Source organism: Pseudomonas sp. NFX15 (assembly GCF_049132105.1).
Taxonomy (GTDB): domain Bacteria; phylum Pseudomonadota; class Gammaproteobacteria; order Pseudomonadales; family Pseudomonadaceae; genus Aquipseudomonas.
In genome coordinates this window covers 48,413-75,410 of record NZ_JAFMPV010000010.1, presented here as the reverse complement: position 1 = coordinate 75,410, position 26,998 = coordinate 48,413, and the positions used below count along the sequence as shown (strand labels likewise).

24 protein-coding genes and 1 pseudogene are annotated in these 26,998 nt (G+C 55.3%); 16 read left to right on the top strand and 9 right to left on the bottom strand.

The window, feature by feature from the left end; translation table 11 throughout:
* Positions 1 to 34: 34 nt before the first annotated feature.
* The 16 genes and pseudogenes from J1D76_RS13245 to J1D76_RS13170 all read left to right on the top strand — a co-directional run bounded on the left by J1D76_RS13245 (position 35) and on the right by J1D76_RS13170 (position 17,586).
* Positions 35 to 862, top strand: coding sequence for an enoyl-CoA hydratase/isomerase family protein (locus J1D76_RS13245; RefSeq protein WP_340053210.1), 828 nt, complete (start codon positions 35 to 37; stop codon positions 860 to 862).
* Entirely contained in the window at positions 859 to 1,725 is an 867-nt protein-coding gene (locus J1D76_RS13240; protein WP_421138737.1) for an alpha/beta fold hydrolase, read from the top strand. The genes J1D76_RS13245 and J1D76_RS13240 overlap by 4 nt, the downstream gene beginning before the upstream one ends.
* A 155-nt stretch (positions 1,726 to 1,880) precedes the next feature.
* On the top strand, positions 1,881 to 3,089 hold the full coding sequence (locus J1D76_RS13235) for an acetyl-CoA C-acetyltransferase (protein ID WP_421138736.1): 1,209 nt from the start codon (positions 1,881 to 1,883) through the stop codon (positions 3,087 to 3,089).
* A 32-nt stretch (positions 3,090 to 3,121) separates the two neighbouring features.
* A complete protein-coding gene (locus J1D76_RS13230; RefSeq protein ID WP_421138735.1) occupies positions 3,122 to 5,269 on the top strand; it encodes a 3-hydroxyacyl-CoA dehydrogenase NAD-binding domain-containing protein in 2,148 nt (715 codons plus the stop codon).
* A 10-nt stretch (positions 5,270 to 5,279) separates the two neighbouring features.
* Positions 5,280 to 6,437 carry an acyl-CoA dehydrogenase family protein gene (locus J1D76_RS13225; RefSeq protein WP_421138835.1) on the top strand — a complete coding sequence of 386 codons (1,158 nt, stop codon included), beginning with the start codon at positions 5,280 to 5,282 and terminating at the stop codon, positions 6,435 to 6,437.
* 8 nt (positions 6,438 to 6,445) lie between these two features.
* A complete protein-coding gene (locus J1D76_RS13220; RefSeq protein ID WP_421138734.1) occupies positions 6,446 to 7,417 on the top strand; it encodes an NAD(P)H-dependent flavin oxidoreductase in 972 nt (323 codons plus the stop codon).
* A gap of 12 nt (positions 7,418 to 7,429) precedes the next feature.
* The gene (locus tag J1D76_RS13215; RefSeq protein ID WP_421138733.1) at positions 7,430 to 8,608 is read left to right on the top strand and encodes a lipid-transfer protein; all 1,179 of its coding nucleotides are present in this window, start codon (positions 7,430 to 7,432) and stop codon (positions 8,606 to 8,608) included.
* A 13-nt stretch (positions 8,609 to 8,621) separates the two neighbouring features.
* Positions 8,622 to 10,790 carry a fatty acid oxidation complex subunit alpha FadB gene (gene fadB, locus J1D76_RS13210; protein WP_421138732.1) on the top strand — a complete coding sequence of 723 codons (2,169 nt, stop codon included), beginning with the start codon at positions 8,622 to 8,624 and terminating at the stop codon, positions 10,788 to 10,790.
* Between the two features lie 66 nt (positions 10,791 to 10,856).
* On the top strand, positions 10,857 to 11,708 hold the full coding sequence (locus J1D76_RS13205; RefSeq protein ID WP_421138731.1) for an alpha/beta fold hydrolase: 852 nt from the start codon (positions 10,857 to 10,859) through the stop codon (positions 11,706 to 11,708).
* 15 nt (positions 11,709 to 11,723) lie between these two features.
* Positions 11,724 to 12,491 carry an enoyl-CoA hydratase/isomerase family protein gene (locus J1D76_RS13200; protein WP_421138730.1) on the top strand — a complete coding sequence of 256 codons (768 nt, stop codon included), beginning with the start codon at positions 11,724 to 11,726 and terminating at the stop codon, positions 12,489 to 12,491.
* 42 nt (positions 12,492 to 12,533) lie between these two features.
* Positions 12,534 to 13,319: pseudogene (locus J1D76_RS13195) on the top strand (HAMP domain-containing protein); the annotation flags it as partial.
* Positions 13,299 to 14,177, top strand: a complete 879-nt coding sequence (locus tag J1D76_RS13190) for a methyl-accepting chemotaxis protein (protein ID WP_421138834.1) — start codon at positions 13,299 to 13,301, stop codon at positions 14,175 to 14,177. The pseudogene J1D76_RS13195 and the gene J1D76_RS13190, both read left to right, overlap by 21 nt.
* Positions 14,178 to 14,200: 23 nt before the next feature.
* Positions 14,201 to 15,262, top strand: a complete 1,062-nt coding sequence (locus tag J1D76_RS13185) for a phosphotransferase family protein (RefSeq protein WP_421138729.1) — start codon at positions 14,201 to 14,203, stop codon at positions 15,260 to 15,262.
* Positions 15,255 to 15,653 (top strand): DUF6285 domain-containing protein, encoded by a 399-nt coding sequence (locus tag J1D76_RS13180; RefSeq protein WP_421138728.1) that lies wholly within the window; start codon positions 15,255 to 15,257, stop codon positions 15,651 to 15,653. Before J1D76_RS13185 ends, J1D76_RS13180 begins: the two co-directional genes overlap by 8 nt.
* Before the next feature lie 2 nt (positions 15,654 to 15,655).
* Positions 15,656 to 16,429, top strand: coding sequence for a 2-phosphosulfolactate phosphatase (locus J1D76_RS13175; protein WP_421138727.1), 774 nt, complete (start codon positions 15,656 to 15,658; stop codon positions 16,427 to 16,429).
* Complete coding sequence (locus J1D76_RS13170) at positions 16,429 to 17,586, top strand: acyl-CoA dehydrogenase family protein (protein WP_421138726.1); 1,158 nt, start codon at positions 16,429 to 16,431, stop codon at positions 17,584 to 17,586. The genes J1D76_RS13175 and J1D76_RS13170 overlap by 1 nt, the downstream gene beginning before the upstream one ends.
* An 85-nt stretch (positions 17,587 to 17,671) precedes the next feature.
* Here J1D76_RS13170 and J1D76_RS13165 read toward each other — a convergent pair whose 3' ends face one another.
* From J1D76_RS13165 to J1D76_RS13125, 9 genes are all read right to left on the bottom strand, one after another.
* Complete coding sequence (locus tag J1D76_RS13165; protein ID WP_421138725.1) at positions 17,672 to 18,553, bottom strand: acyl-CoA thioesterase; 882 nt, start codon at positions 18,551 to 18,553, stop codon at positions 17,672 to 17,674.
* 37 nt (positions 18,554 to 18,590) lie between these two features.
* A complete protein-coding gene (locus J1D76_RS13160; protein WP_421138724.1) occupies positions 18,591 to 19,436 on the bottom strand; it encodes an SDR family oxidoreductase in 846 nt (281 codons plus the stop codon).
* Positions 19,437 to 19,478: 42 nt separating this feature from the next.
* Positions 19,479 to 19,826 (bottom strand): hypothetical protein, encoded by a 348-nt coding sequence (locus J1D76_RS13155; protein WP_421138723.1) that lies wholly within the window; start codon positions 19,824 to 19,826, stop codon positions 19,479 to 19,481.
* A 15-nt stretch (positions 19,827 to 19,841) separates the two neighbouring features.
* On the bottom strand, positions 19,842 to 20,903 hold the full coding sequence (locus J1D76_RS13150) for an acyl-CoA dehydrogenase family protein (RefSeq protein ID WP_421138722.1): 1,062 nt from the start codon (positions 20,901 to 20,903) through the stop codon (positions 19,842 to 19,844).
* Positions 20,900 to 22,105 carry an acyl-CoA dehydrogenase family protein gene (locus J1D76_RS13145; protein WP_421138721.1) on the bottom strand — a complete coding sequence of 402 codons (1,206 nt, stop codon included), beginning with the start codon at positions 22,103 to 22,105 and terminating at the stop codon, positions 20,900 to 20,902. The genes J1D76_RS13150 and J1D76_RS13145 overlap by 4 nt, the downstream gene beginning before the upstream one ends.
* 12 nt (positions 22,106 to 22,117) lie before the next feature.
* Positions 22,118 to 23,410: an FAS1-like dehydratase domain-containing protein gene (locus J1D76_RS13140; RefSeq protein WP_421138720.1), complete on the bottom strand. Its 1,293-nt coding sequence runs from the start codon at positions 23,408 to 23,410 to the stop codon at positions 22,118 to 22,120.
* A gap of 32 nt (positions 23,411 to 23,442) precedes the next feature.
* Positions 23,443 to 24,279 (bottom strand): enoyl-CoA hydratase, encoded by an 837-nt coding sequence (locus J1D76_RS13135; protein ID WP_421138719.1) that lies wholly within the window; start codon positions 24,277 to 24,279, stop codon positions 23,443 to 23,445.
* Positions 24,276 to 25,805 carry a class I adenylate-forming enzyme family protein gene (locus J1D76_RS13130; protein WP_421138718.1) on the bottom strand — a complete coding sequence of 510 codons (1,530 nt, stop codon included), beginning with the start codon at positions 25,803 to 25,805 and terminating at the stop codon, positions 24,276 to 24,278. Before J1D76_RS13130 ends, J1D76_RS13135 begins: the two co-directional genes overlap by 4 nt.
* A gap of 340 nt (positions 25,806 to 26,145) precedes the next feature.
* Positions 26,146 to 26,958, bottom strand: coding sequence for a FadR/GntR family transcriptional regulator (locus J1D76_RS13125; RefSeq protein WP_421138717.1), 813 nt, complete (start codon positions 26,956 to 26,958; stop codon positions 26,146 to 26,148).
* Positions 26,959 to 26,998 lie beyond the last annotated feature (40 nt).

Below are 26,998 nucleotides of genomic sequence, written 5' to 3'. Positions count from 1 at the left end.
CGCTCGTCGATCTTCACCGGCGATTGCATACTGCATGCACGACGACAACAACAATTCGAGGCCGACCGTGACCTACCAAACCCTGATCTACGAAACCACTCCCGATCATGTCGCTACTATTACCATCAATCGTCCGGAGGCATTGAATGCTTTTACCGCGCAAATGCGGCGTGATTTTGCAGACGTATGGCGGCGTGTTCGCGAAGACGATCATGTCCATTCGGTCGTGTTGCGCGCGGCCGAAGGTCGGGCGTTTTCATCGGGCGCCGACGTCAAGGTCGCTCAGACAGAAAACGTTTTGCTATCTGACAATCAATGGAATGCGACCGATCCCGGTGAAAGTCTTGGCCCCCGCTCCAATCACGTCTGGAAGCCGGTCATCACCGCAGTGCACGGCATTTGCTGCGCCGGGGCTTTTTATTGGCTTAACGAAAGCGACATTATCCTCTGCTCTGAAGATGCACAGTTTTTTGACCCACATGTCTCGTACGGGTTGGTCTGTTCGGTCGAGCCGGTAGGCCAGAGCTATCGCCTGCCCCTCCAAGAGGTATTGCGCATCGCCCTGCTGGGCAATGATGAACGAGTCAGCGCTCAGACAGCCCTGCGCATTGGCCTTGTCAGCGAGGTGGTGGCGACTAGGGAGCAGCTTTGGACCCGGGCTCATGACCTGGCAGCAAAGATTGCAAATAAACCTCCGATGGCCGTTCAAGGCACCGTCAAAGCTATATGGGAGTCGCTCGACATGGGTCGTCGCGACGCACTAAATATGGCGTTCAAATCAGCACAGATCGGGTTGACGTTGCCGCGCACGACTGAACACCTGGCTGCCATGAAGCAAGAACGCTCGTACGAAATCCGATGAAACCGTCCAGATCGGAATTCGTCGAAATCAATGGCCTGCGTCTGCATATCAGACGCTGGGGCGATCCTGACGCACCACTGCTGCTCATGCTGCATGGCTGGATGGATATGTCAGCCACTTTCCAGTTTCTGGTCGACGCACTGCAGGACCAATGGAACATCGTGGCACCGGATTGGTCAGGTTTCGGGCAGAGTCAATGGAGCACTAGTGGCTATTCCATGCTGCAGTACGTTGTTGAGCTAGACGCCCTGCTCGATCATTTAAGCCCGCACGATCCGGTCAATGTGGTAGCGCACAGCATGGGAGCGAATGTTTCCAATATCTACTTTGGTGCCCGGCCACAACGGCTCAAGCATTACGTCAACATTGAAGGCTACGCCCCTGTGCCCGGATTTTTTGAAGGAACGCTGGGTAATGTGGTTGGCCGATGGCTGGGTCAGTTGCGGAAACCATCACAGGGTCACCCCTACCGCGATCAGGACCATCTCGCCCAACGGTTACAGCAAAGCAACCGAAACCTGCCGGCTGAGCGTGCGGAGTACCTGGCCAGCCAATTGGGCGTTCTGGGAGCTGACGGCCTGCTACGAATTGCGGCCGATCCCAAGGCACGCTTTGTATCTCCGATTTCGCTGCATACGGAGCAAATCATGGAGTTGTGGAGGGACATCAAGGCACCCGTTTTATGCGTTCGAGGGGGCAGGTCGTTTGTCTCCCATGCTTTTGAAAGCTGCCCACAAGACCTGCAAGTACGCTTGGCGGCCCTTCCGAATGGCAATGAGCTCGTGATACCCGAAGGCACCCACAATCTGCATCACGAAGTGCCTGAGAAATTAGCCGAGCTGATCGAGACCTTCCTGCGTTGAAATCGTGAGCCGTGCACGTTCGCCGGCTCTCTTTCCCTGACTTTTCTCCCCACATGCTTAGATCTAACGCTTGCGGCCTAAACATGTATATGATTAATATGATTGAATGATTTATTTAACGCCGCGACTGGCGCTCCTAATCTGGAGAGGCATTCATGCATGACGCTTTTATTTACGACCACGTTCGTACGCCCCGTGGCAGAGGCCGGGCTGACGGCGCGTTGCACGAAATCACACCTATCCATCTGACTACTCAGGTGCTGGCCGCTTTGCGCGACCGCACTGAATTAAACACCAATCTGATTGAAGACGTACTGATGGGATGCGTAATGCCCATTGGCGAGCAAGGTTGCAACATTGCTCGCGTTGCGGCGCTTCAGGCGGGTTATGCCGAAACGGTCGCAGGGTTTCAGCTGAACCGGTTCTGCGCGTCGGGCCTGGAAGCCGTGAACCTGGCCAGCGCCCGCGTGATGTGCGGTGAATTGGACGCAGCAGTCGGCGGTGGCGTTGAGTGCATGTCCAGGGTAGCGATCGCCTCCGATGGAGGTGCCTGCTACAGCGATCCGCAAACCAACTGGCAGACCTGGTACATCCCGCAAGGCATCGGTGCTGACATGATTGCGACGCTTGACGGTTTCAGTCGTGCAGACGTCGACGCATATGCGGTCGAAAGTCAAAAGCGCGCCGGAATTGCCAGATCGCAGGGCTTTTTCAAAGGCTCACTGACCGAAGTGCACGATATCCTCGGGCAGGTCATGCTTGCTCAAGACGAGGCTATACGTCCGGCCACGACGCTTGAGGATCTCGCCAAGCTCAAACCCGCGTTTGTTACCCTCGGAGAACAATCAGGTTTCGACGGCGTCATGTTGCAACGCTATCCACAAACCGAACGCATTGAGCACGTCCACACTGGCGGCAATTCAAGCTGCATCGTCGATGGCGCTGCTGCGGTATTGGTGGGCAACAAATCATTTGGCGAGCGCACCGGGCTCAAGCCTCGCGCCCGCATAAGGTCCTTTGTTTCCTTGGGAAGCGAGCCAGCAATTATGCTGACGGGCCCCGCCGCCGCTAGCCGTAAAGCGCTGGCCAAGGCCGGTATGACTGTCTCAGACATTGATCTTTTCGAAGTCAACGAAGCCTTCGCCTCGGTCGTTATGCGGTTCATGAACGAACTGGATGTGCCCCACGAGAAGGTGAATGTCAACGGCGGCTCCATTGCTATGGGTCATCCTCTGGGCGCCACCGGCGCGATGCTTCTTGGAACGGTATTGGATGAACTGGAGCGACGCGGCCTGAGTACCGCGTTGATCACTCTCTGTGCGGCTGCCGGCATGGCGACCGCCACCATTATCGAGCGGGTTTGACCCGGCAACGCATCCTGAACGGAATTGAAGCCATGAATACCCTCAAATTTGACGTCGGCGATGACGCAATTGCTGTAATCAGCCTGGATTTGCCCGATTCTTCAGTCAACGTCTTCACGCCTGAACTGGTGGCTGACTTGGAGGCTGCCGTAGAGCGAGTGCTCAATGAAGATTCGATCAAGGGCGCCGTATTGACCTCGGCAAAGTCGACGTTTCTCGTCGGTGCCGATCTCAAGGCACTCGTTCGGGCCTATGACACAGGCGTGACCGCTTCCGAAGCCTCGCAGCGATTTGCACGCGAGAACTCGCTTTTCCGTCGGATGGAAACAGGCGGCAAACCATTCGTCGCGGCAATCAATGGATTGGCGCTAGGTGGTGGCCTGGAAATCTGCCTGGCTTGCCACTATCGCGTACTCCTTGACGATCCTAAAGCGAAAGTCGGTCTACCTGAGGTGACAGTCGGCCTATTACCTGCTGGCGGCGGAACGCAGCGTCTGCCACGGCTTCTTGGAATCGAGGCGGCTCTGCCGATCCTGCTGGATGGCAAGCCAATTGCCCCGAAGGAAGCACTGAAGCTCGGGGTAGTGGACGAACTCGCCACCACCGAGCAGCTTATCGAGCGGGCACGGCAGTGGGCGTTGGCGCACCCGCAAGTGCAGCAACCCTGGGATTGCAAAGGTTTCCAGGTGCCTGGTGGCGCTGGCCCGCTGGCTCCCCATGCGCCACGGACTTTTCGCGATGGCACAGCCATTCTGAAGACGAACACCCAAGGTAATTACCCGGCCCCTCTGTCAATTCTTTCAGCGGTTTACGAAGGCACGCAAAGCAGTCTGGATGTCGGCCTGCGTATCGAAGCCAAGTATTTCGGTCTGCTGCTTTCAGGCCCAGTAGCACGTAATCTCATGCGCACCCTGTTTATCAACAAGGCCTCAGCAGACAAACTGGAAAATCGCCCTAAAGGTTTTGCTCCATCCAAGGTCAAGCGCCTGGGTGTGCTGGGGGCAGGCATGATGGGTGCCGGTATCGCCTATGCGGCGGCATCGGTAGGTATCGAAGTTGTGCTAATCGACGCCAGTCTGGAAAATGCCGCGAAGGGCAAGCAGTACTCCCAAAACATTCTGGAAAAGCAACTCGCGCGGGGTCAGAACAGCCAGGACGGCATTGATGCGCTGCTGGCACGGATAACCTGCACGATTGACTACGCCTTGCTTGATGGCTGCGACCTGGTCGTCGAAGCCGTATACGAAAGCCGCGACGTGAAAGCAGATGTCATCGGTAGAGCCGAGGCAATGCTGGGCCGCGATGCGATTTTTTGCAGTAATACCTCAACGCTGCCGATCTCCGGCCTGGCCGAATACGCACAACGTGCTGAACAATTCATCGGCATGCACTTCTTCTCGCCGGTCGAGCGCATGCCGCTGGTGGAAATCATCGTCGGTAAACGCACCAGCGAAAAGACTATTGCCTACGCTCTGGACTTTGTCGGGCAGTTGAAGAAAACCCCGATCGTGGTCAACGACAGCCCGGGGTTCTACACCAGCCGCATTTTCTGCACGTTTATTGACGAAGGCATGGCGATGCTAGCCGAAGGCGTAACTCCGTCTTTGATCGAGAACGCCGCGCGCCAGGGCGGGATGGCCACTGGACCTCTGGCGGTGACCGATGAAGTCTCGCTGGACCTGCAGCTCAAGGTTGCCCTTCAAGCGAAGGAAGACGGTCTCGACGACAAATTCCAGCGCTTACACGCATTGCCGGTCATCCGACGATTTAATGAATTGGGTCGACTCGGGCGCAAGTCCGGCGGGGGCTTTTACGAGTTCCCCTCCAATGGAAAGAAGCACCTATGGGATGGCTTGAGCAAGCTCTACCCGCTGGCAACCGAACAACCTTGCGTCGATGAAGTCCGTGATCGTTTGCTTTACATCCAGGCCTTGGAAAGTGCGCGGTGTGTCGAAGAAGGCGTCATCGACCGTGCCGGCGACGCCGATCTCGGTTCGGTTTTGGGTATCGGATTTCCTGGCTGGACGGGCGGCGCCCTGTCATTCATCGATACCGTAGGCCTGATCCCGTTTATCGAGCGTTGCGAACAGCTTGCTCAACGCCACGGGCCACGCTTCAGACCTTCAGCCTGGCTGTGCGAACGCGCCAAGCGCAATCAGACATTCCACGGGGCCGAATAATATGCAGCAGATGCCAAGAACGCTGTTTGATTCCGACCATGAATTGTTCCGTGACTCTGTCCGGCGCTTCATGCAAAAGGAGATAGCACCTCATGTGGAGCGCTGGCGCGAGCAAGGTCAAGTTGACCGCGATGCTTATCTGAAGGCTGGCGAGCAAGGCTATCTGCTGATGTGGGCCCCGGAAGAATTTGGTGGGTCAGGCCTGGAGGACTTTCGCTACGAGCAGATTCTCTATGAGGAAAATCTGCGGCATGGCGATTACGGATTTTACATCCAGCTGCATTCTCGGATGGTCGCCAAATACCTGGGTAAGTTCGGTAACGATGAGCAGAAACTTCGTTTCCTGCCGGGTGCCGCGCGCGGTGAAATTATTCTTGGCGTGGCCATGACTGAACCCGGCACCGGTTCCGACTTGGGCAACATCCAGACCCGAGCTGAAGATCGGGGCGACCATTGGCTACTCAATGGCGCCAAGACCTACATATCCAATGGACTGATCGGCGACCTTTTTGTGGTCGTTGCACGCACCAGTGCTGCGGGAGAGAAACCGACTTTTGGACTGTTCCTGGTCGAGAGAGGTATGGAAGGTTTCGAGCGTGGACGCAAGCTGGACAAGATGGGGTTGCATTGCCAGGACACCGCCGAGCTGTTCCTCAACAACGTGCAGATTCCCAAGAGCAATGTGCTGGGTGATCCGACCAAAGGCTTTGTGCAGCTAATGCAATGCCTGGCGGAGGAGCGGCTGATCATTGCCACCTGCTCAATAGCCCACTGCCAGGTGGCTTTCGATCTCACGCTTGAGTTCATCAAAGAACGCAAAGCATTTGGCCGCCCGATCGGAACCTTTCAGGACGCTCGCTTCAAGATGGCTGATATGCGTGCTCAGATCGACGCAATCCAGGCCTTCGTCGACCAGTGCGTGATGCTTCACAACGACCAAAACCTTAGCGCCGAGCTGGCTGCGGAAACCAAGTATCTGGCCACCGAACTTGAGGGTCGGGTTTTGGATACTTGCGTGCAGTTGCATGGCGGCGCTGGCTACATGAATGAATACCGTATCTGTCGCATGTACACCGATGCCCGGGTCACCCGCATATTCGGAGGAACGACGGAAATCATGAAAGAAATTATCGGCCGCTCGCTCGGCCTGGACGACCGTAAAATTTAGGGGTTTGCATGAAGACTCAAGTGACCGAACTGCTGGGCATTCGTTACCCGATCATTCAAGGCGGCATGCAGTGGGTCGGCCGCGCCGAACTTGCCAGTGCAGTCTCGAACGCCGGTGGCCTGGGAATTATCACCGGGCTCACCCAGGGCAGCGCACAAGCGCTGGCGGAAGAAATCGCCCGCTGCCGCGTGATGACCGACCGTCCCTTCGGCGTGAACATGACAATTTTTCCCACCATCTCGCCACCTCCCTACGACGAGTACATCGACGCCATCATCGAAGGAGGTATCAAGGTTGTTGAAACCGCAGGCAACAAAGCGCTTGAATACATCCCCAAGCTGAAGTCGGCCGGGATCAAGATCCTTCACAAATGCGTGGCTGTACGTCATGCCTTGGCCGCAGAGCGGCTAGGCGTCGATGCCATCAGCATTGACGGCTTCGAATGCGCAGGGCATCCAGGCGAAGAGGATATCCCCGGTCTGGTACTGATTCCAGCAGCCGTGCGACAGCTGAAAATTCCCGTGATTGCCTCCGGTGGTATCGCCGACGGCCGTGGCATGGCCGCCGCGCTGGCCCTAGGCGCGCAAGGCGTGAACATGGGGACGCGCTTCGTCGTCACTCAGGAAGCCCCCGTTCATGAAAACATCAAGCAAGCCTTGGTCAATGCTACCGAGCGCGATACCAATCTGATCTTCCGCACCATGAAGAACAGCGCGAGGGTGTTCAAGAACGCCATCTCCGATGAAGTCGTGGCTACCGAACGTCGCGCCGGTGGCTGCGAGTTCGCTGACATCCGGCCGTTGGTCGCTGGCGTGCGTGGGCGTGTCGCGCTGGAAGCAGGTGAGATCGATGCAGGAATTATTACTGCAGGGATGGTCATCGGCCTGATTAACGACATACCGACCTGCGCCGAACTGCTTGAGCGCATGGTTGGCGAATGCCGTGCGGAGCTGGATCGCGCGCGCAGCTACTTCATTTAAAGGTAAAAACTCATGAGCGCAGTAGTAGTTGCAGGTGTCGGCATGGTGCCGTTCAGTAAACCTGGCAAGAGCGAAACCTATGACGTAATGGGAGCCATGGCTGTTCGCCAGGCCCTGGCTGATGCAGGGCTGGAATTCGCGAGCATCCAGCAAGCCTATGCAGGTTATGTGTATGGCGATAGCACCTGTGGCCAACGGGCCCTCTACCACGTGGGGATGACAGGCATCCCAGTGATCAATGTGAATAACAACTGCGCATCTGGCTCCACCGCGCTGTTTCTCGCCCGCCAAGCGGTGGAATCGGGCATGGTCGACTGTGCTTTGGCTTTCGGCTTCGAGCAGATGATGCCTGGTGCCTTGCCGACCATCTACCAGGACCGGCCAAACCCACTGCAAAATTGGGTCGACCTTTCTCAGCAGTTACAACCGACACCCGGAGCCTATCCAGCCCCCCATCTTTTTGGCGGCGCAGGTATTGAACACGCACAGCGCTACGGTACCAAGCCAGAAACGTTTGCGCGCATTGCGGTCAAGGCACGCCAACATGCCGCTAACAACGACAAAGCGTTATTCCGTGAACCGCTGACACTTAAACAAGTACTTGAGGCACCTTCGATCTATGGCTTCATCACGCGATTACAGTGCTGTCCACCCACCTGCGGTGCCGCAGCTACGGTGATCTGCTCAGAAGCTTTCGCCAGGCGCCACGGCATCCGCACCGACATTAAGATCCTGGCTCAGGAACTCGGCAGCGATTTTGCCGATGCGTTCAGTGCTGGCTCAATGATCACTGCCGCAGGCTTCGACATATCCCGCAGCACTTCGCAGAAGGTTTATGAAAAAGCTGGCATCAGTGCACAGGAAATCGATGTTTGCGAACTGCACGACTGCTTCACTGCGAATGAATTGATTACCTACGAAGCACTCGGTTTTTGCCCGATCGGCGGCGCTGAGCAATTCATTGAAGATGGCGACAACACCTATGGCGGGCAAGTGGTGACAAACCCCTCCGGCGGCTTGCTTTCCAAGGGCCACCCGTTAGGCGCAACCGGGCTCGCCCAATGTTACGAATTAGTCGAACAGTTACGCGCAAATGCGGGTCCGCGCCAGGTCGAAGGCGCTCGATTTGCGCTCCAACATAACATTGGCTCAGGTTCGGCCTGCGTCGTCACCCTGTTCGGCAAGGTTTAAGAAGGAACACGAAATGTTCAAAGGCCAATCACTGAGCTTGCTGCCGCTTGAAGGCGGATTCTTCGAAATGTGCTTTGACCGCCAAGGCAAGAGCGTAAACACGCTCGATGCGCAGACGCTCAATGAAATCAGCGAAGCGCTTTCAATATTGCGTGCCGAGCCGTATGGCAAGGGGTTGCTTGTCAGCAGCGCCAAAAATAGCTTCATCGTCGGTGCGGACCTCGGTGAACTTGCGACGCTCATGCGCAGTGACGTGGCCGAAATTGCGCGGGTCAACGGAGGTCAGGCCGCCATCCTCACGAAATTCGAGGAACTGCCCTTCCCCACCGTTTCCATGCTTGATGGCTTGGCGCTGGGGGGCGGATTTGAACTTACCCTTGCCTGTGACTATCGCATCCTTTCCACCAAGGCTCAGGTAGGGCTTCCTGAGGTAGGTCTCGGGTTATTCCCTGGCTTGGGAGGCAGCGTTCGGTTACCCCGATTATTGGATGAAGTAACGGCTCTGTCCTGGATCGCCAGTGCACGACCGCAGAAAGCTGCAGCGGCTCTGGCCGTGGGTGCCGTTGACAGTGTGGTAGAAAGCGACAATTTGCGAGAAACTGCCCTGCTCGAACTGCGTAGCAGTGTTTTGAGTGGTGAATGGAAAGCTCGACGTCGCAAACGTCTGGAGCCACGTGCGAACAGTCAGCCTGTTGCCTACGAGCAAGCCCGGGAAACGGCCGACAAGACTCAACCACACAGCGTCGCTACACGCACCGTCATTGATCTGATTGAGCAAAGTGTCCAGCTGGATCGGACCGGCGCGTTGCGCCTGGAGGCTGCGGCTTTCGCCCGTGTACTGAAAAGCCAGAACGCAGCGGCGCTGGTGCAGGTATTTCACAATGAGCAACTACTCAAGCGTAAAGCTCGTGAATACGCACATATCTGCGCTAAGCCAAAACACGCTGGTGTGTTGGGTGCCGGCATCATGGGCGGCGGAATCGCTTACACCAGCGCCGCTCGCGGCATCCCAGTAGTAATGAAAGATATCGCGACACAAGCTCTGGATCTGGGCATGGGTGAAGCCCGCAAGCTACTCGACAAGCAGGTCACCGCAAACCGTCTCAGTTCCGAAGATGCCAATGAGGTGTTTCGGCAGATCTTACCCGTTCTGACCTACGAGCATTTCGACAAGCTCGACATTGTTGTCGAAGCCGTGGTGGAAAACCTCGTGATCAAAAAGCAGGTGCTCGCCGAAGTGGAGCGACAACTGCCACCCCATTGCGTCATCGCTTCAAATACCTCATCGCTGTCAATTGAACAGCTGTCCGAGGCAATGGAACGTCCACAGCAATTCGTCGGAATGCACTTCTTCAATCCGGTACCGGTGATGCCACTGGTGGAAGTCATCCGTGGTCCTAAAACCAGCGAGCAATCATCCGCTGCCGTTGCCAGCTATGCCAGCGCCATGGGCAAGACACCCATTGTGGTCAGAGACTGCCCGGGTTTTCTGGTCAACCGCATCCTGACCGCCTACATCCTCGGTTTCCTGCGACTTGTCCGGGACGGCGCCGATTTCACCCAAGTTGATCGGGTAATGGAAACGTTCGGTTGGCCCATGGGCCCCGCTTATCTGCAGGACGTGGTGGGTATGGATACATCCAGCCACGTCATTGAACACATCGCCAATAGCTACGGCGAGCGCCTGCAGCCGGGCTATGAGCACGCCGTGCAGCGCATGGCAAGCTTGGAGCGACTGGGACAGAAAAGTGGTGTCGGGTTCTACCGTTATGAAAATGATCCGAAAGGCCGCCCATGTAAATCAGTCACTCAAGACACCTACCCATTACTCGCAGAAATTCAGCCCAATGGCAGCCATTTATTCAGTGATGAAGAAATTGTGCAGCGCATGATGCTGCCACTGATTATCGAAGCAGCACGCTGCCTTGAAGAAAACGTCGCGGACAGCGCGGCAGAAATCGACATGTCACTGATACTCGGCATTGGTCTACCGCGTCACCTGGGCGGTGCGCTCGTATACGCCGATTGGCTTGGGCTGCCGGAACTGCTCCGACAATGCGCCGCCTATACCGCGTTGGGTGGACTCTATAAACCAACGGAAACGATGCGCAGGATGGCAGAGCAAGGGCAAGGTTTTTATAGCAGTAAAACGTCCGTACCCACGAGTACCGTCAACACTTGAGCGTGCCTGAAAAAAACCGGTCACACCTGTCGTCGGGCTTTGGCGGCAGTGACTAAGGAGATATAGATGGACTTACATCCTACTCGGTTCACTGGTTATCAGGGTCTTGGCTTGTGCGCTGATGTCGGCGGAGATCCAAGCCAGCAACCGGTCATTTTGCTCCACGGTGGTGGCCAGACTCGACACTCCTGGGGGAAAGCCGCACGCGAACTGGTCAAGCGAGGTTATTACGTCATCAATCTCGACCTGCGTGGACATGGGGATAGCGAATGGTCTGCGCACGGCGATTATGGTTTGAGCGCTTTTGTCGACGATCTCAAAGGGGTGATTGCCACATTGACTCGCCCGCCTGCTTTAGTCGGCGCATCGCTTGGTGGTGTCATGTCATTGCTCGCGATTGGCGAAGACAATGCCCCAGCGGTCAGCGCACTTGTACTGGTAGATGTAGTGCCACGTATGTCAGCGGAGGGGATCAAGCATATTGGCGACTTCATGAGCGGCAACCTCGATGGGTTTTCCAACATCGATGAAGCAGCCGATGCCGTAGCGAAGTATCTGCCAGGACGCGCTCGCCCGAGTAATCCAGATGGGCTGATGAAGAATCTGCGTCGGAAGGGAGATGGTCGTCTTTATTGGCACTGGGATCCTGCCTTCCAATCCGATCGTAACAATGTTCGGGGTGAGCTTTTCCAACGTTTGGAGACCGCATCGAGACACGTCAAGGTTCCGACATTGTTAGTGCGTGGTAAGCAGAGCGAAGTGGTCACCCATGAGGGGGCAGCTCACTTATTGGAGCTGATACCACACGCTGAGTTTTTAGATATTGAAGGCGCAGGGCACATGGTCGCGGGTGACAAAAACGACCAATTTAACGCTGCCATCGAGCAATTCCTTGAGCGCAACCTGCACGCTGCATGATCCGGAGTCAAAACAATGAACAATACTGTACTGATGGAACGCCGAGGGGCGGTTGCTTTACTGACCCTAAACCTGCCTGAAAAGCGTAATGCGCTGGCCCAAAACCTGGTACAGGAACTGGCTGCACAGCTGTTGGCGCTTGAGGATGATCGCAGTTGCCGTGCGGTGGTCATTACTGGTGGACGACATTTCTGCGCGGGTGGCGAGTTGGACAACCTGCAATGCCCTTCGCAACTTATCCGCGCCAACATGCGCGAAGGCCATCGAGTGATCCGCCAAATCGTTTGCGGCCGCCTGCCGGTAGTCGCAGCGGTTCAGGGCGCAGCATTCGGCGCGGGACTTTCACTCGCATCGGCCTGCGACTTCGTAGTCGCCAGTCCGGCCAGTCAGTTCGGGGCAGTCTTCGCCAAGGTCGGCGTCATGGCTGATTGGGGTTTGCTTTGGACACTGCCGCACCGCATCGGCAACAACCGTTGCAAACGTATGGTGATGCTCACCGAAGTGTTAAACGGTAGTAAGGCTCGTGACATTGGACTGGTTGATGATCTGGTCGAAACTAACGATGAAATCTTGCCCCATGCGCTTGAATTGGCACAGCGGTTAGCCGCTGCTGCGCCGGGGCCGTTGAGTGGTACTAAAACCTTGATGGCACGAGCAATGGGCCTGGATGCGCTGCTCGATTGGGAAGCTGACACCCAGGCGTTGCTGATTTCGTCCGAAGATTTCGCTGAAGGGCGAGACGCATTTTTTGCCAAGCGTACGCCTGAGTTCAGCGGACGCTGAAGCTTGCCTGCCCCTTCAGACGCAAAAAGAGATAACAAAAAAATGCGCTGGATCACAAACTGCTCTATCGCCACAAAACTGCAACTCGCGCCTGCTGTGGTTGTGTTGTTATTGATGCTCTGCGCTGCCACTGCGTACAACGGGATTGCGCAGCAACGGACTTTGCTGCAAGACATCCATGGACTGCGCCTTGTGCAGTATCAGGAGGCATTCACAGGCGTCGCCTTCGCTCAATTGTTAATACGAGATGCCTATGCCAACGTGCAGCGCTTAATTGACCTTGGAGCCAGCGCCGTTGGTGAGCTTCCTGGTTTACGGGACGAGATGATTGCCCAATCGGACGATCTTCTCTCCCACATCCGCAAGAGTGGGTCAGCCGCCCGTTTAAGTGTCGAAGAAAAACAGATCTACGAAGAACTCGATACAGAAGCACTAGCGCTCAAAGTTTCTGTGGAAGAACTTTTCGCGAACGCATCGGCCGACCCTCACATGCTGGTCACAGGGGTCAATAACACACGCGCACAATTCAACTATGTCGATACCCTTTACAGCAAACTGGTCGATAAACAACGCGAATTGACGCAGGAAGCGTTTGTGTCTGCGCAGCGCCAGGCGCAATGGACATTGCAGGCATTACTCGGCCTGACGGTCATTGCAGTAATACTCGCGGTCTTCGTCAGCGTATTTGTTGGCCGACAAATTAGAGGATCTATCGAGCGCATTCGTATCGGCGCCACGATGCTGCGCGATGGCAACCTGACCCAGCGCGTTGTAGTTGTTGGCAACGACGAAATCGCGCAGACCGCGATGGCATTTAATGCCCTTATCGACAATTTTCAAGACGCCGTAAGGCATGTGATTGAAGGCAGTGACCGATTAGCGTGCTCCGCACTAGGGCTGCACAAGTCGACTCAATCAATCGTCGACAGCACCCATCAGCAGGCCATTTCGGCTGTCAGCGTTTCCTCTATTGTCGAGAGCATGGACCTGAACATTCAATCACTGGTCAAGAGCTCTCGCTTCGTCCGTGAATCAGCAGCACGAAGCCTGACAGACACCCTGGCAGGCGCTGGCGCATTGGACCTATTGCGCAACGCATTGCTGCGCCTTGAGGATGCCTTTTCATCGATAACTGTCGCGGTCAATGAGTTTGTCCGTCGTACCTCCTCAATCACGGACATGACAAGTCAGGTCAAAACTATCGCAGCACAGACTAACCTGCTCGCACTCAACGCAGCTATTGAGGCCGCCCGGGCAGGCGAACACGGTCGCGGTTTTGCGGTAGTGGCTGGCGAAGTTCGGCAATTGGCTGAGATGTCATCCGATGCCGCCAATCGTATTGATGAAGTCACTCTTGCTTTGGGCAACCAGTCGACTGATGTCGAGCGTTCGCTGACGGCGGGGGATTCAGCGCTGTCTAGTAGTACCGAACAACTGGAACTGTTGGAACAGTTGTTCAGTAACGTCCGGCAATTGGTAAACGAAGTGTTTCAGGGAATTGAGAGCATTTCTGGCTCGGTCGATGAACAGAGCGTCGGCAGTCGTGACATTGCCAGCCGCATCGAACACATCGCCAGTAGTGCCGAAGCCAGCAAAAATATCTGCCACACCACTTTTAGTGCCTCCGAGGAACTTCGTGTTCTGGCCAATTCGTTGCAAGCCAGCGCGGCACGCTTTTCTGTCTGATTGGTTATCTGTGAGGCTTCACTATGTCCACCAACAAAACCCACCATCCTGCCCCAGAGGCCTTGAAGTCATTTGTCCATGATTTCGTTGCCCGACATTCAAACGCCCACCATGTCGACGTACTCGGCATGGAGCGTCTGGGTGGCGGCGCCATCCAGGAAAATTACGCGCTAGACCTGCGGCTGCAAGGCGGCACCTTCGACGGCAATCAGCAGTGGGTGCTGCGAACTGATTCACCATCACGCTTGCCAATGAGCTTAGGACGCGCAGAGGAGTTTTCCATTCTCCGAGAGGCTTTCAAAGTAGGTGTCAAAGTTCCCGAGCCGCTTTTCCTGCATCGAGACGAAGGCGAACTTGGTAAAGATTTCTACTTGATGCGACGCGTTGCCGGTAATGCGGGCGGTAAAAACCTGGTGCGTATCGAGCGCACTCAAAAACAGCGGGCACAATTGCTAGGCGAGCTCGGAGCTTCATTGGGGCAACTTCATTCCATTACTCCGTCGTCCGTGTCATTAGGATTTCTGGGGATGCCCGCCGGGAACCCAGCTTTGTACCGAGTCGAAGAGTATCGAACGTTGCTCGATCGTCTCGGCAAACCGCAACCCACGCTTGAATGGGCGCTGCGCTGGCTAGAGCTAAATGCTCCAACGGACAGTAAGTGCAGTCTTGTACATGGCGATTTTCGCACTGGCAATTACATGGTCGAACAACACCGTCTGACCGGCATTCTCGACTGGGAGTTCTCAAGTTGGAGTTCGCCGCAAGAGGACATCGGCTGGTTCAGTGCCCGCTGTTGGCGCTTTGGTGCCTTACAACAGGACGCCGGCGGTATCGGGCCCCTGGAAGAATTGTTGACCGGTTATCGCAGCATTACAGGCGCTACTCTGAAGGACGATACGCTTCCCTATTGGAGAGTCATGGCAGCCGTACGTTGGGCTGTCATCGCGTTATTCCAGGCCCAGCGCCACCTTTCCGGTGAGCAAACTTCCTTGGAGCTCGCCTTGACGGGGCGAATGCTTCCGGAAATCGAATTGGATGTGGTCGACGAAATTGCGGCCGTGGAAAAGGCGTACTCCCATGCATGATCAACCTCCTGCCTCTGACTTGCTGACCACCGCTCGCAGCGTACTGCTCGATCAGTTGTTGCCTACCCTGGCTGCGGAACAGCGTTACACAGCACTGATGATCGCCAATGCCCTGATTATCGCCAGTCGCGAACAAATTGCCGGTAGCGCACTTAATGATGCACGGCAATCGCTGCTCAGTCGTGTTGATTTAGACAGCGATGCTGTTCCTGTTGACGAGGAACAACTCTGCCGGGCGCTACGAGCGGGCCGGCTGGACAACCAACTACTACAGCTGTTGGATGCCTTTCGCGACGACATAGTTGCGCGCCTGAGCGTCAGTAATCCCAAATATCTACAACAAGTTGATTCGCTGCAAAAAAGCCGTACTGCCGCCATACAGGAGTGCTAGTCATGGCAAAAATTAACGTGTTAATGCGCAAGGAAGATATCGCACCTTTATTTCTGCATGACAAAGTGGTTGTGGTGATCGATACGCTTTTTGCGACTTCCACTATCGTCACCGCCCTACACCAGGGGGCAAGTGAAGTCTTGCCAATGGCCTCGTCCGAAAAAGCGTGTGAAGTTGTCCGGACTCTTCCGAAGGGCAGCTACGTGCTTGCGGGAGAAAGCCAGCTACAGCAAATTTCGGGGTTTTCCAGCTATTCCCCACTCGCGCTCAGTCAAGAAAATCTTGCCGACAAGAGCCTGGTGTACACCACCACAAATGGTGCTGTCGCCTTGAATTTCGTTACCAGTGCGCGTGTTGTCTATGCAGCGTCGCTGCTTAACGGCCCGGCTATCGTCCAACAGCTGCTGCGCCATAAAGACATGTCAATCATTCTTGCGTGTTCCGGGTCCGCGGGGCGGATCAACCTCGAAGATGTTTTCACCGCAGGTTACTTAGTCGAGCAACTCAGCGCGATAGCACCGGATGCGTGGGAACTAACCGACACTTGTGAAATAGCTCAGGCTGTCTATCGCCAGCATGCTGGGCAACCAGAAAGCTGCCTATGCAACAGCCAGCTTGGCAAAACATTGTCCAGGATCGGGATGGAGCATGAAGTCTGCTATGCGGCAAAGATCGGACTGCTCGACATCGTACCGACGATGCAGGGTAGTCGCATGATATCGCTCGCCAACCGCCCTCTTTTATCCAACTCGGGCGCTATGCCCGGAGGCTATTGATGAATTTTCAGCTTTCCGCCGAACTTCTCGATTTACAAAAACGTACCCGGCACTTCATCGCCGAAAAAGTGATCCCAATGGAGCAAGATCCACGCCAGGATCGCCATGGCCCGAGTGATGAACTACGGCGCGACCTGATCGATCTTGCCCGGGACGCGGGGCTGCTGACTCCGCACGCATCCCTGAAACTTGGCGGTCTAGGACTTAGCCACATTGCCAAGGCCATTGTCTTCGAAGAAGCGGGATATTCACCGCTGGGGCCGATTGCACTCAATATCGCAGCGCCGGACGAAGGCAATATTCACTTGATGGAGATCGTGGCCACTGAAGAGCAAAAGGTTCGCTGGTTGCACTCACAGGTCGCCGGGGAGACTCGCTCCTGCTTTTGCATGACAGAGCCGGCACCCGGCGCAGGCGCCGATCCGTCGATGATGCAAACATCGGCAGTACTAGACGGCAGCGACTACATCATCAACGGCGTGAAATGGTTCATCACGGGCGCTGTGGGCGCACAGTACGCAATTATCATGGCGCGCATGGAAGACGGTAACGCCACGATGTTTTTGGCCGATATGAATAGCCCCGGTATCACTATTGAACGAAAAATGGACGCCCTGGACAGTTGCTTCGCAGGCGGGCACGCTGTGGTGCGCTTCGAAAACTTGCGTGTCCCGGCCTCCAACGTACTTGGAGAAGTCGGCAAAGGCTTCCGTTATGCCCAAGTGCGCTTAGCCCCTGCACGGCTGACCCATTGCATGCGTTGGTTGGGTCAGGCTCGCCGCGCCAATGATATCGCCAAGCAATATGCACGCGAGCGCTTCGCTTTCGGCAAGCCATTGGGTGAGCATGAGGGCGTTGGATTTATGCTTGCAGACAACGAAATGGATCTGCATACGTCACGTTTGGCGATCTGGCATTGCGCCTGGGTTCTGGACCAGGGACATCACGGCAAGCATGAGTCGAGCATGACCAAAGTGATTTCATCAGAACAGCAATTTCGAGTACTTGATCGCTGCGTCCAGATTCTCGGTGGTCGCGGCGTCACGGGTGAGAGTATCGTCTCGAGGATCTGGAGTGACATGCGTGCATTTCGGATCTATGACGGTCCATCGGAAGTCCATCGCTGGAGCCTCGCCAAGCACTTGCTGAAAGCTTGAGTTGAATAACGAGTTTAGATGATGCCCCTGACTCGATCACACAATGGGATATCGAGTCAGGGATTGTAACGATCTATGACAAGCATTAGATTTGACGAAACAACGCGTGCTGAGCAGCGTTGGCAATTAGTTTCCCCGAGCGGTCAAAAATATTCGCTAATATCAGCCCGGTTGCGCCATTCAACGCAGGGCTCTGCAGATCGAATAACAACCAGTCATCCGCTCTGAAATCATTATGCAACCAAAGATCATGGCTCAAAGTGGGGGAGTGAAACTCCCTTGCCAGCCGTGTGCTGACATGCGGTAACAGCATCGGGCTGTTGAACCAGGCGTCGGAAATGTACGCCAACGCCGCTTCGTGTAGACGGCTTACATCCATCAAAGGTTGTGAACTTTTTACCCAGAAACGTAAAGCGGGCTCGCGCGTCCCGCAGAACAGAAATTGCTCCGGGTCAATCGGTTTTACTTCGTGCAATTGGACTGCACTCAAAAGCCGCCGGTTTCCCTCACTGATTTGACCGGCGTAGATCACTGCCATTTCATGCAGACTGATGAGATCTTCAGGAGCTGGAACTTCGGGCATCACGAGGGCATGTTCCACGCCAACCTCAGGTGATTGAAAGCAAAGATCGGATCGGAAAATTTCTTTGCCATTTTCACCAGTTGCAACCTCGACATTACTGAAACTGCGACCCTCCATCACTGGGTTTACCCTGTAGCCAGGTGCCGGGGACATTAACTGCGGTCTCAGAAATCGTGCATGCAATGAGCGCAATCGACGATCGGGGGGAACGATTGATGCCGCGACAAGCACCGCTTGAGCCATCAGCTGTCCCCCGAAGATATGCCGGTTCAAATTTGCCTGGGCGCACAGGCTGACGTAGCGCTCTCCGTCTTTGGCGAACTGACCCAATGATGCAAAGTCCGCCGGCGGCTTGAGCAGCGCAAGAGTTGTGTTCTTTTCCATGGTCTCAATGTTATGTAGTGATCAACTGGGATGAAGGTCAATTCGACAGGTTGAGAAGCACCGCTGTAGCTCCGCCATCAATACGCAAATCGCATCCATTTATAAAGCTGGCGTGGCTTGACAGTAAGAACTCAACAGCTGCGGCAATATCCTGAGGAGTGCCCCATCGTCCGACCGGCGTGGATTTGACTACGGAGGCGGCAGCGGGATTTACGTCAACCTCGCGGCGCCCCATGGGTGTCCATATCGTACCCGGCGAGATCGTAACGATTCGGCCTCCTGCAAGGCCCCAGGTCGCAGCTCGCTGCTCACATAAGCGAATCATTGCTCGCTTGGAGAAGGCGTACGCGGGGGACGCTAGCGCATACTGGTCATTCGGAGATACATGTGCAGCAAGTCGCTGTTGCGCTCGCTCAAGAAAATCAGATTCGAATGGCTGCTCGAGAATCGTATCCAGGGTAGCGTCGCCAGCTGTCAGATGGCCCGCCATGGAGGAAATGAAAACTGCTGCCACTCCATCAAGTGGCCTTGCTTCTATTGCGTTCAGAATGCGCACCGTTGCCGTCACATTGGCCAACAGTATTTCATGCCAAGGCGCTAGTGCCGGCGAAAGTCCAGCAGTGTGGACTACACCATTTAAACGCCCGGCACCGTGGGCAAATGCGATCAGTTGTCCGGCAATCCCAGGCTGCGATAGATCACCCGCCAAGCTTCCTGCGACCGCATAACCTTCATCGCGCAATGTGTGGGCAAGCTCATCGAGTCTATCTTGATCCATATCACTCAAAACTATTTGGTGATCTAAACCAAGCCTTCTTGCGCATGCGCGCCCCATCCCCCCGCAAGCACCAGTGATCAATACAACCGGGAATTTTCGGGTCATAAATCAATTCCTTGGATCGCAAGAAATACTCATATGGTTCTACTATTCACCAAAACGCGGCTGTTTTCCCAATAGGATTTGGCGCATGTTGCCTTTGCAGGTAATGGTCAACAGGAATATATAGGCGATGCTGATCACCCCTCCCCCCAATACACAAGAAATGCTAAGGACAATGCCGAGAGCACTGAATCGATGACGCCACGCTACCCAAGCCGAGAAGAGAACGAGATGAACTAAGAAGTCGACGTTGAATTGTGAACGCCAGGACAAAGTTGTGATGTCCGCGACAAACTGCTCGCCAGCTATCAAGCCATCTTGGTTGAACGCAACGAAGCTGATGATAATGATTGCCAGCCAGCCCGCAATCAATGAAAGACGGAAGAAATTCAAGCTTATGCTCCTTAATTAAAGTCCGATACGTGCCCGTTGGGCGGATGAATTTCCCATCCAGGCAAAGTCAAACATGGCGCGTTTCAGATATATCTGTGCGTCACATTCCCAGGTGTATCCAATACCACCGTAAATTTCGACCGCGTCTCGTGCGACCTGCAAAAATCGATCGGCTAGGTGTGCCTTGGCCAGGGCGGCATATCGTGTTGCCTCCAGAGGAATATGATCAAACGCATGCGCGGCATACCAATAAAGGCCGCGAGCCGGTTCGATATCCACCGCCATGTTGGCCAACTGGTGTTTGATGGACTGAAACTGACCGATTGGCTGCCCGAATTGCTCGCGTATCTTGGCGTAGTCCACCGCCGCTTCCACACAACGCGAAGCCCCCCCAAACGCATCGGCCGACAACAACACCAGGCAGGCGTCACGCAATCGCTCGGCCACTCCTACATCATTGCGCAAGCGGTCGACAGGTGACAGTGAAAAAGTTACCTTCCCCATTGGGCGAGTGCGGTCAAGCACATCCTCATCTTCTACCGTTATTCCAGTGCCGGATCGCTTGACCAATCCAAGACCCCCGTTGGCAAGTCCAACCAGGATCAGGTCAGCCTGTTCGGCGAATGGCACATGCAACTTACAACCCGAGAGTTGACCGTCGTTGTCAGTCAACGTCCACTCTTGAGGCTGCCAGCCTGAAGTTTCAGCGAATGCGCATGTCGCCAATCGTTCACCACTGGCCAGCAGAGGGAGATAGTGAGCTTGCTGCTCTGGAGAACCTGCCCAAGCGATAGCCAGACCCGTCAGGATGTGGCCCATAAAGGGCACAGGCGCGGCTCTGGAACCGAGGGCTTGAGCCACCAGCGCCAGATCGATCATTTCCATCGCCGAGCCGCCGTAGGCCTCCGGCAACGCGATGCCGGCCACGCCCAACTCGACCAGGGACTGCCAAAGACTCGAGTCGTAACCGCCCCGATCGAAGAGCTCATGCAGACGGCTCGAAGGACAACGTTCATCGAGAAAACGGACAACCGTTTCCTGAAATTCGATCTGCTCTGGCGAGAGTAGAAAATTCATTGCGTCGTACTCTCTTGACCTTTGTCGCGCGGAAGACCGAGCCCGCGTTCGGCGATGATGTTGCGCTGGATATTCGACGCACCGCCAGCAATGGCTACGCCGAGCGATCCAAAAAACTGGTTATTCCATTTTTCCGAGCCAGAAAGACGCTCGCCCTGCAGCGACGGCGCAAGTAACAAGTTATCGCCCATCAAATCCCGGCCCAACTTCGCTACTTCGTGACCGATCTGAGTGGAGATCAGTTTGTTCATCAGACTGACGATGCCGGAGGACTGCCCATGCGCGGTCATTGAAAACTGCCGGTAGCTTGAGTAGACGTGTGAGGCAACATAGCCTTCGAGCACCAGCAAGCGTTCGCGGATCTGCGCATTTTCGATCGCCGGGCGACCATTCAGCTGCGTAGTACGCGCTAGCTCTTTTAACTTTTCGTACAACGCCTGAGAATTTGAGGCGTTGCCGATAAAGCTGCTGCGCTCATGGATTAGAGTGGTTTTTGAAACCGCCCAGCCTTTACCGCGCTCGCCGACAATCCAATCTGCCGGGGTACGGGCATCATCAAAGAACACCTCGCAAAACTCTTCACCCCCGGTGACTTGTTTCAACGGCCGGACAGTGACGCCAGGTTGCTTCAGATCCAGCAGCAAATAGGACAGCCCCTCATGCTTGGAAGCATTGGGTTCCGTGCGGACCAAAGCGAACATGAACCGCGCATATTGCGCGAAGGTACTCCAGACCTTTTGGCCATTGATCACCCACTCACCGTCTTGCAATACGCCTTTTGTGCGCACCGATGCCAGGTCGGATCCCGCGTTTGGTTCGCTGTAGCCTTGAGCCCACTGGTACTCACCCGTCAGCGTCTTGGCGATGAATTTATCTTTCTGCCATTGGGTGCCGCACTCCAACAAGGTGGGCACCAGCATGCCAACCCCCACACCAGAAACTTCCATGGGGGCCCGCCGCTTCGTAAATTCTTCCCTGATGACTTGCGCGCGCATGACATCCGGCGCCTGCTCGGAGCCGCCGTACTGACGTGGGATCGCACGGTACAAGAATCCTTGAGCAATCGCCCGGTGGCGAAACCTGGCTTCAGCTACAAGTTTATCAGCCTTGCTTAATGAGCTATCGGGATTCCAGGCATCGGCCAAGAAACCCTGCACCTCGGCGCGAAAAGCCTCGTACTCGGCGCCATAGACCAGGTCCATACTCGCCTCCGCTTATTTAACCGATTTGCCGGACATGAGTTCCCAGTGTCTGGCCATCATTTTGGCAGCTCGAACTTTGAGTTCGCGAGGTGGTTCCGGCAACACCACAGCGCCTTCTTCCCGGTTCGGTAACGCAATCGTGGCATCGCACAGCACGCTTTCTTCACCGCGTTGATTGGTCATCTTGACCTTCACATCCACCAGGTACAGGCCATTTTCTTCGCGCTTGCCCACCACTTCACCGGTGATGAACTGGGTATCGCCCATGTAGTTAAATTTGCGAATTTCGTCGTACTGTTTGTAAACCCAACCGTCGTCACCTGCCCAATCGCTGAGGAAGCGGTAGAGGTAGTTTTCGCGCATTACGCCATAGTCATAGGCCATCGGGTTGCCGATAGCTTTTGCCCAGGAACTGTCCCAATGCAGGCGTTGAGCAACGTCAGGGATGCCCTGATCGTTTTTCACGTAGAACGCCGAGATGCGGTTGCGGTTCTTATGCCACAGGCGTCCAGTGCGTAGACCATAAGGCACCCAGCCATAGCCACCACCGTGCCAGTTGACGACGTCAGTTACAGTTAACGGACCGGAAACACCTGGGCGCATAGCCTGGCCAACTTCGATGTCTTCCCAGTGCAAACGCTCGGCCCCGCGGGGTGCTTCGTTGGCATAGAGCTCGTCGATCTTTGCCATCTCGTCTTCTGTGTACGACGCGGGTTGCACCTCTGAGTACTTGCCCTTCTCACGGGCTTTTTTGCGTTCGGTCATGATCGCGCGATAGCGATAAACCGCTACTACTTCGCCACGTTGGTTGACCTTCACTTGGCTATTGAAGCGGGTAACCGAACGCCCCGCGAATTCCGATTGCTTGACTTCCAGACCATCTTCTCCGCCGAAGCTGTAGAGGCTGTCACCCGGGAAGATCGGCTTGAAAAAGGTCCATTCGCCGCCCGAAATAAACATGTGAATGCCGCGAAACAGGCTCTTGGTATTGGCCTTCACTTCCGGCGGCAGCGGATCGCCTTTCAACGGTTTATTGATGACTCCAGCCATCATCGCAGGTGCGATAACCGAGCCCCAGCGAGTGGTCTTGGCGTATTCAGGATTGCAATGAAGCGGATTGTCGTTGCCAGCAGCGAAGGCAAAAGAACGAATATTATCTTCGCTCGCGACGGTTATCTGCTCCTGATCACGACAGGCTAGGTCAACACCCAGGAGTAACCTAGCGCGCTCAATATCATGGTCAGTTAATTCGTACGCTGTTGCCTTCTCGAAATCTTCACTGAGTTTTTTTTCTTCTTGTGCCATGAGACGGGCTCCAATTCGATGCAGGATTTTTGTCAGGTTCCGCTGAACTGCGGTTTGCGTTTTTCCATGAAAGCCTTCACGGCTTCGCGCTGGTCGCTGGTCATTGACGACAGGACCATATGCGTGGCTTCCATATCGAGAATCTGTTCCAGGCTGCCCTCTACCGCAGCATTCAAATTCTTCTTCATAAACCGGTAAGTCAGCGGCGGCCCGTCAGCTAAACGTCGCGCCAACGCATACGTGCTGACTTCCAACTCCGAGTCAGGTACCAGTTGGGTAACTAGGCCAATCCGTTCGGCAGCCTGAGCATCGAGCTTGTCCGACAGGAGCATTAGTTCGCGGGCCTTGGCACTTCCCAGCAAACGTGTCAGGAAATAGCTGGCACCGTAGTCGCCGGAAAAACCTACCTTGGCAAAGCCTGTTGTGAACGAGGCTGTTTCGGACACCACCCTAAAGTCGCAGGCGGCTGCCAGGGACATACCAACACTCACGGTGGCGCCACGAATCATCGCGATTGTCGGTTTGTCCATCTGATACAGGATCTTCACTGCTTCCATGTTTCCACGCAGCCATTCAATGCGCGTGGCTACATTGTCGGGTGCGCGTTTTTTCTCGCTCGGGGCGGCCTCGCCAAGCGACTCTTCAGGCTTTTTGTCCGGCTTTCCCGAAATATCTCCGCCGGCGCAGAACGCTCGCCCGGCACCCGCAACTACCACAACACGCGCTTCATAATTACGCGCGGCGCGCTCCATGCCCTCACGCAACGCTCGTAGCAAAGGCGGATTCAGCGCATTAAGACGGTCAGGGCGGTTGAGTGTCAGCGTCAATACGCCATCATCCAGGTGCTCAAGGAGCAGCGACTCACTCATGATTTTGCGTCCTCACCGGTATGGGCGAACATTGCCTTGACCTCATGCTGGCTGACTTTGAGCGAAGGCGTGCGAGGCATCACCTTGACGAACCTCAAATCAACCGGAACCTGATAGGAGACCAACTGTTCCCGAGCGAAGCTCAAAAGATCGGCACTGCTAATTGGCTCTGCATCATCTCGCAGCTGCACTGCGACCACAGGTACCGCGCCGAGGCGCGCATCCGGTAGCCCAACTACGCACACTTCTTTGACGCTGGGGTGTTCACGAAACCTGCTCTCCACTTCACGGGGTAGTATCTTGAAACCACCGCGAATGATCGCGTCGTCGGCGCGTCCCCGAATAAAGAGAAATCCGTCGGCGTCGAGCTCAGCGAGATCGGTAGTGCGTAGCCATGTGTTGGAGTCAATCTGCGCCGACTTCACTTCCAGCAAACCGCAAATGGAAGGCGTAAGCGGCTTCCCGCTTTCCAGGTCGACTACGCGAAGCTCACAGCCCGGTTGTGCGCGACCGACAGAACCGCGCTTTTCCTTCCCGAACGCCTTGTAGTCGCGCAAAGTCCAGCCAGCCACCGCTCCGGCAAACTCCGTTGCGCCATAAGTATCCAATACAGGGCAGCTATAAGTCTGTTCGAACTCCTCAGCCATCACCGGATCCAGCGGAGAACTTCCGGTACGAATTGCCAGTAGGCTGGAGAGCATGTCAGGGGCGACCTTCGCGTCCAGAATCATTCGGATAGCGGTCGGCGGCAGCATGACGGTCCTGGGCTTATACGTTTGCACCGCCTTGGCCCATTCTTCTACATTGAATTTTTCCAGGATTGCCAAGGGCCGAGCCCCCACAATCGCAAGAACTGCCGCATACATGCCGCCGATATGCACTAGCGGGGTCGCCAATAATGCAGCCGAGTCCTTGAGCTTCAGCTCCTCGCTACCATTGCGCGATTCGTAATGCACCGCGTCGAACAGCGACCGCTCAAAGTTCCTGTATGGCAACTGGATTCGTTTGGCAGGGCCGGTGGTGCCGCTGGTGAGCATCAAAATACAAACGTCCGGGAGCGGCGCAGCGTAACTCACACCGTCGTGAAGTTTGTCCAGCCCTTCGACAATTGACACTTTCAACCCAACAGTGGACGAAATTGAAATACCCAGGGTACCCGACGTCACCGCAGCTTCGTGCAGCTCGCAAATGCGCCAGTCTTCCTCATCAGCGATTAGCGCTGGCAACTCCAGTTTCACCAAGTCGGCCGCAATCTTTGCCGGAGACTGAAACGGGTTGAGTGCCACTACGCAACGCTTGGAAGCCAATACCTGAAGGATCGCCGCCACGTGAGCCGGGCGGTTGCGCAGAAGAATACCCACTGGGGCTCCGGCACCCAGACCCGCGTCTGAAAGCAACGTTTCTATCTTTTCGATCGTCGCGGCAACATTTCGCCACGAGTGCCATGCTCCCTTGAATTCAAAGGCTCCCTTGTCTGGCTCAAGCGCCAGTACGGCCTTGATCCGCTCATCCAGCGCTGTCGCCATCGGATACTCCTCAGAAAATATGGGCTGTTGCCAACAATCAATTGAATCATATTAATCCTATATATGATTAAAGGCAAATCCCTGATAGTTCCTCCAGATGGCTCTAGCACGCGGCTAAGTTAGATTCACATGATAATTAACGAATTTTTTTTCCCGCTCGGGATCTGCGAGTCGTCTTTTTGTAAAAAAATCCAAGCATGGGCGTGCATTTTTGTACCCACTTGTACGCGTTGAAACCCATAGATCGCCCGTGCCGTATAAAGCCGGAAGGAGTGTTAACGCGGGAACAAAAAAGGGCGCTGAAACTGGCTCAGCGCCCTTGAGGCCCATGTTCAAACGCCTAGTAATCCCGAAATAATTCAAGAATCCGCATTGTTTCGTAGCCGGTAACCCAGACCTTGTTCGCGCGCACCATATGCTTGCGCCAATGAGATTCTGCCAAGTCAGTCTCGCCCTCCTCTATCAACTGGATCAGTTTTTCCTGAGAACGCAAGCCGCTTTTAGCCGCCATCATTGCAGCCTCTAGGCTGCCTCCGCGACGCTGCACAGAAACCACCAACGCCTGATGCCGCTCGATGACATCATGCAGCGCCGCCCAAAGATGAATCAGGGGACGGTTGCCTGCCAGCTCAACCAATGCCCGGTGGAACCGTGCTACACCGGCCGCAAATGCAACGGGATCGCCGAACTGCAGCTTTTCGCTTTCCAGCACCTCGCGCAACACTGCAGGGGCAATCTTCGCCGAATTCTCAACGACCAGGCGCACCGCCGAAGGCTCGAAAGCGAGGCGGGCCTCGTAAATTTCTGCAATGGTAGTGCCTTCGGATTGCAAAACCATCAACGCGTAGCTGGCAATCAGATTAGGACTCGGCGCATGAATTGTTGCCCCTCCCCTTGCGCCGCGAGAAACGCTGATCAAGCGTTCCGCTTCAAGTATGCGAAAAGCTTCGCGAATGGTAGGCCGGGAGACACCGAACTCCTCCATCAGCCTGCCTTCGGCTGGCAAGGTGTCACCCTCCCTCAAATGGCCATTCACGATTTGCTTTTTGATTCGTTCCGCCACGATTTGCGGTGCCTTCGGAATGTGTAAGGCCTGGCGCCGCAAATAAGGCTCGCCCTTGCTCATAATGGTGAGATCAATCACGTCGGTCATAGTTACCTCAACAGCTAAACTCCAAGAGCGCGGACAGCCA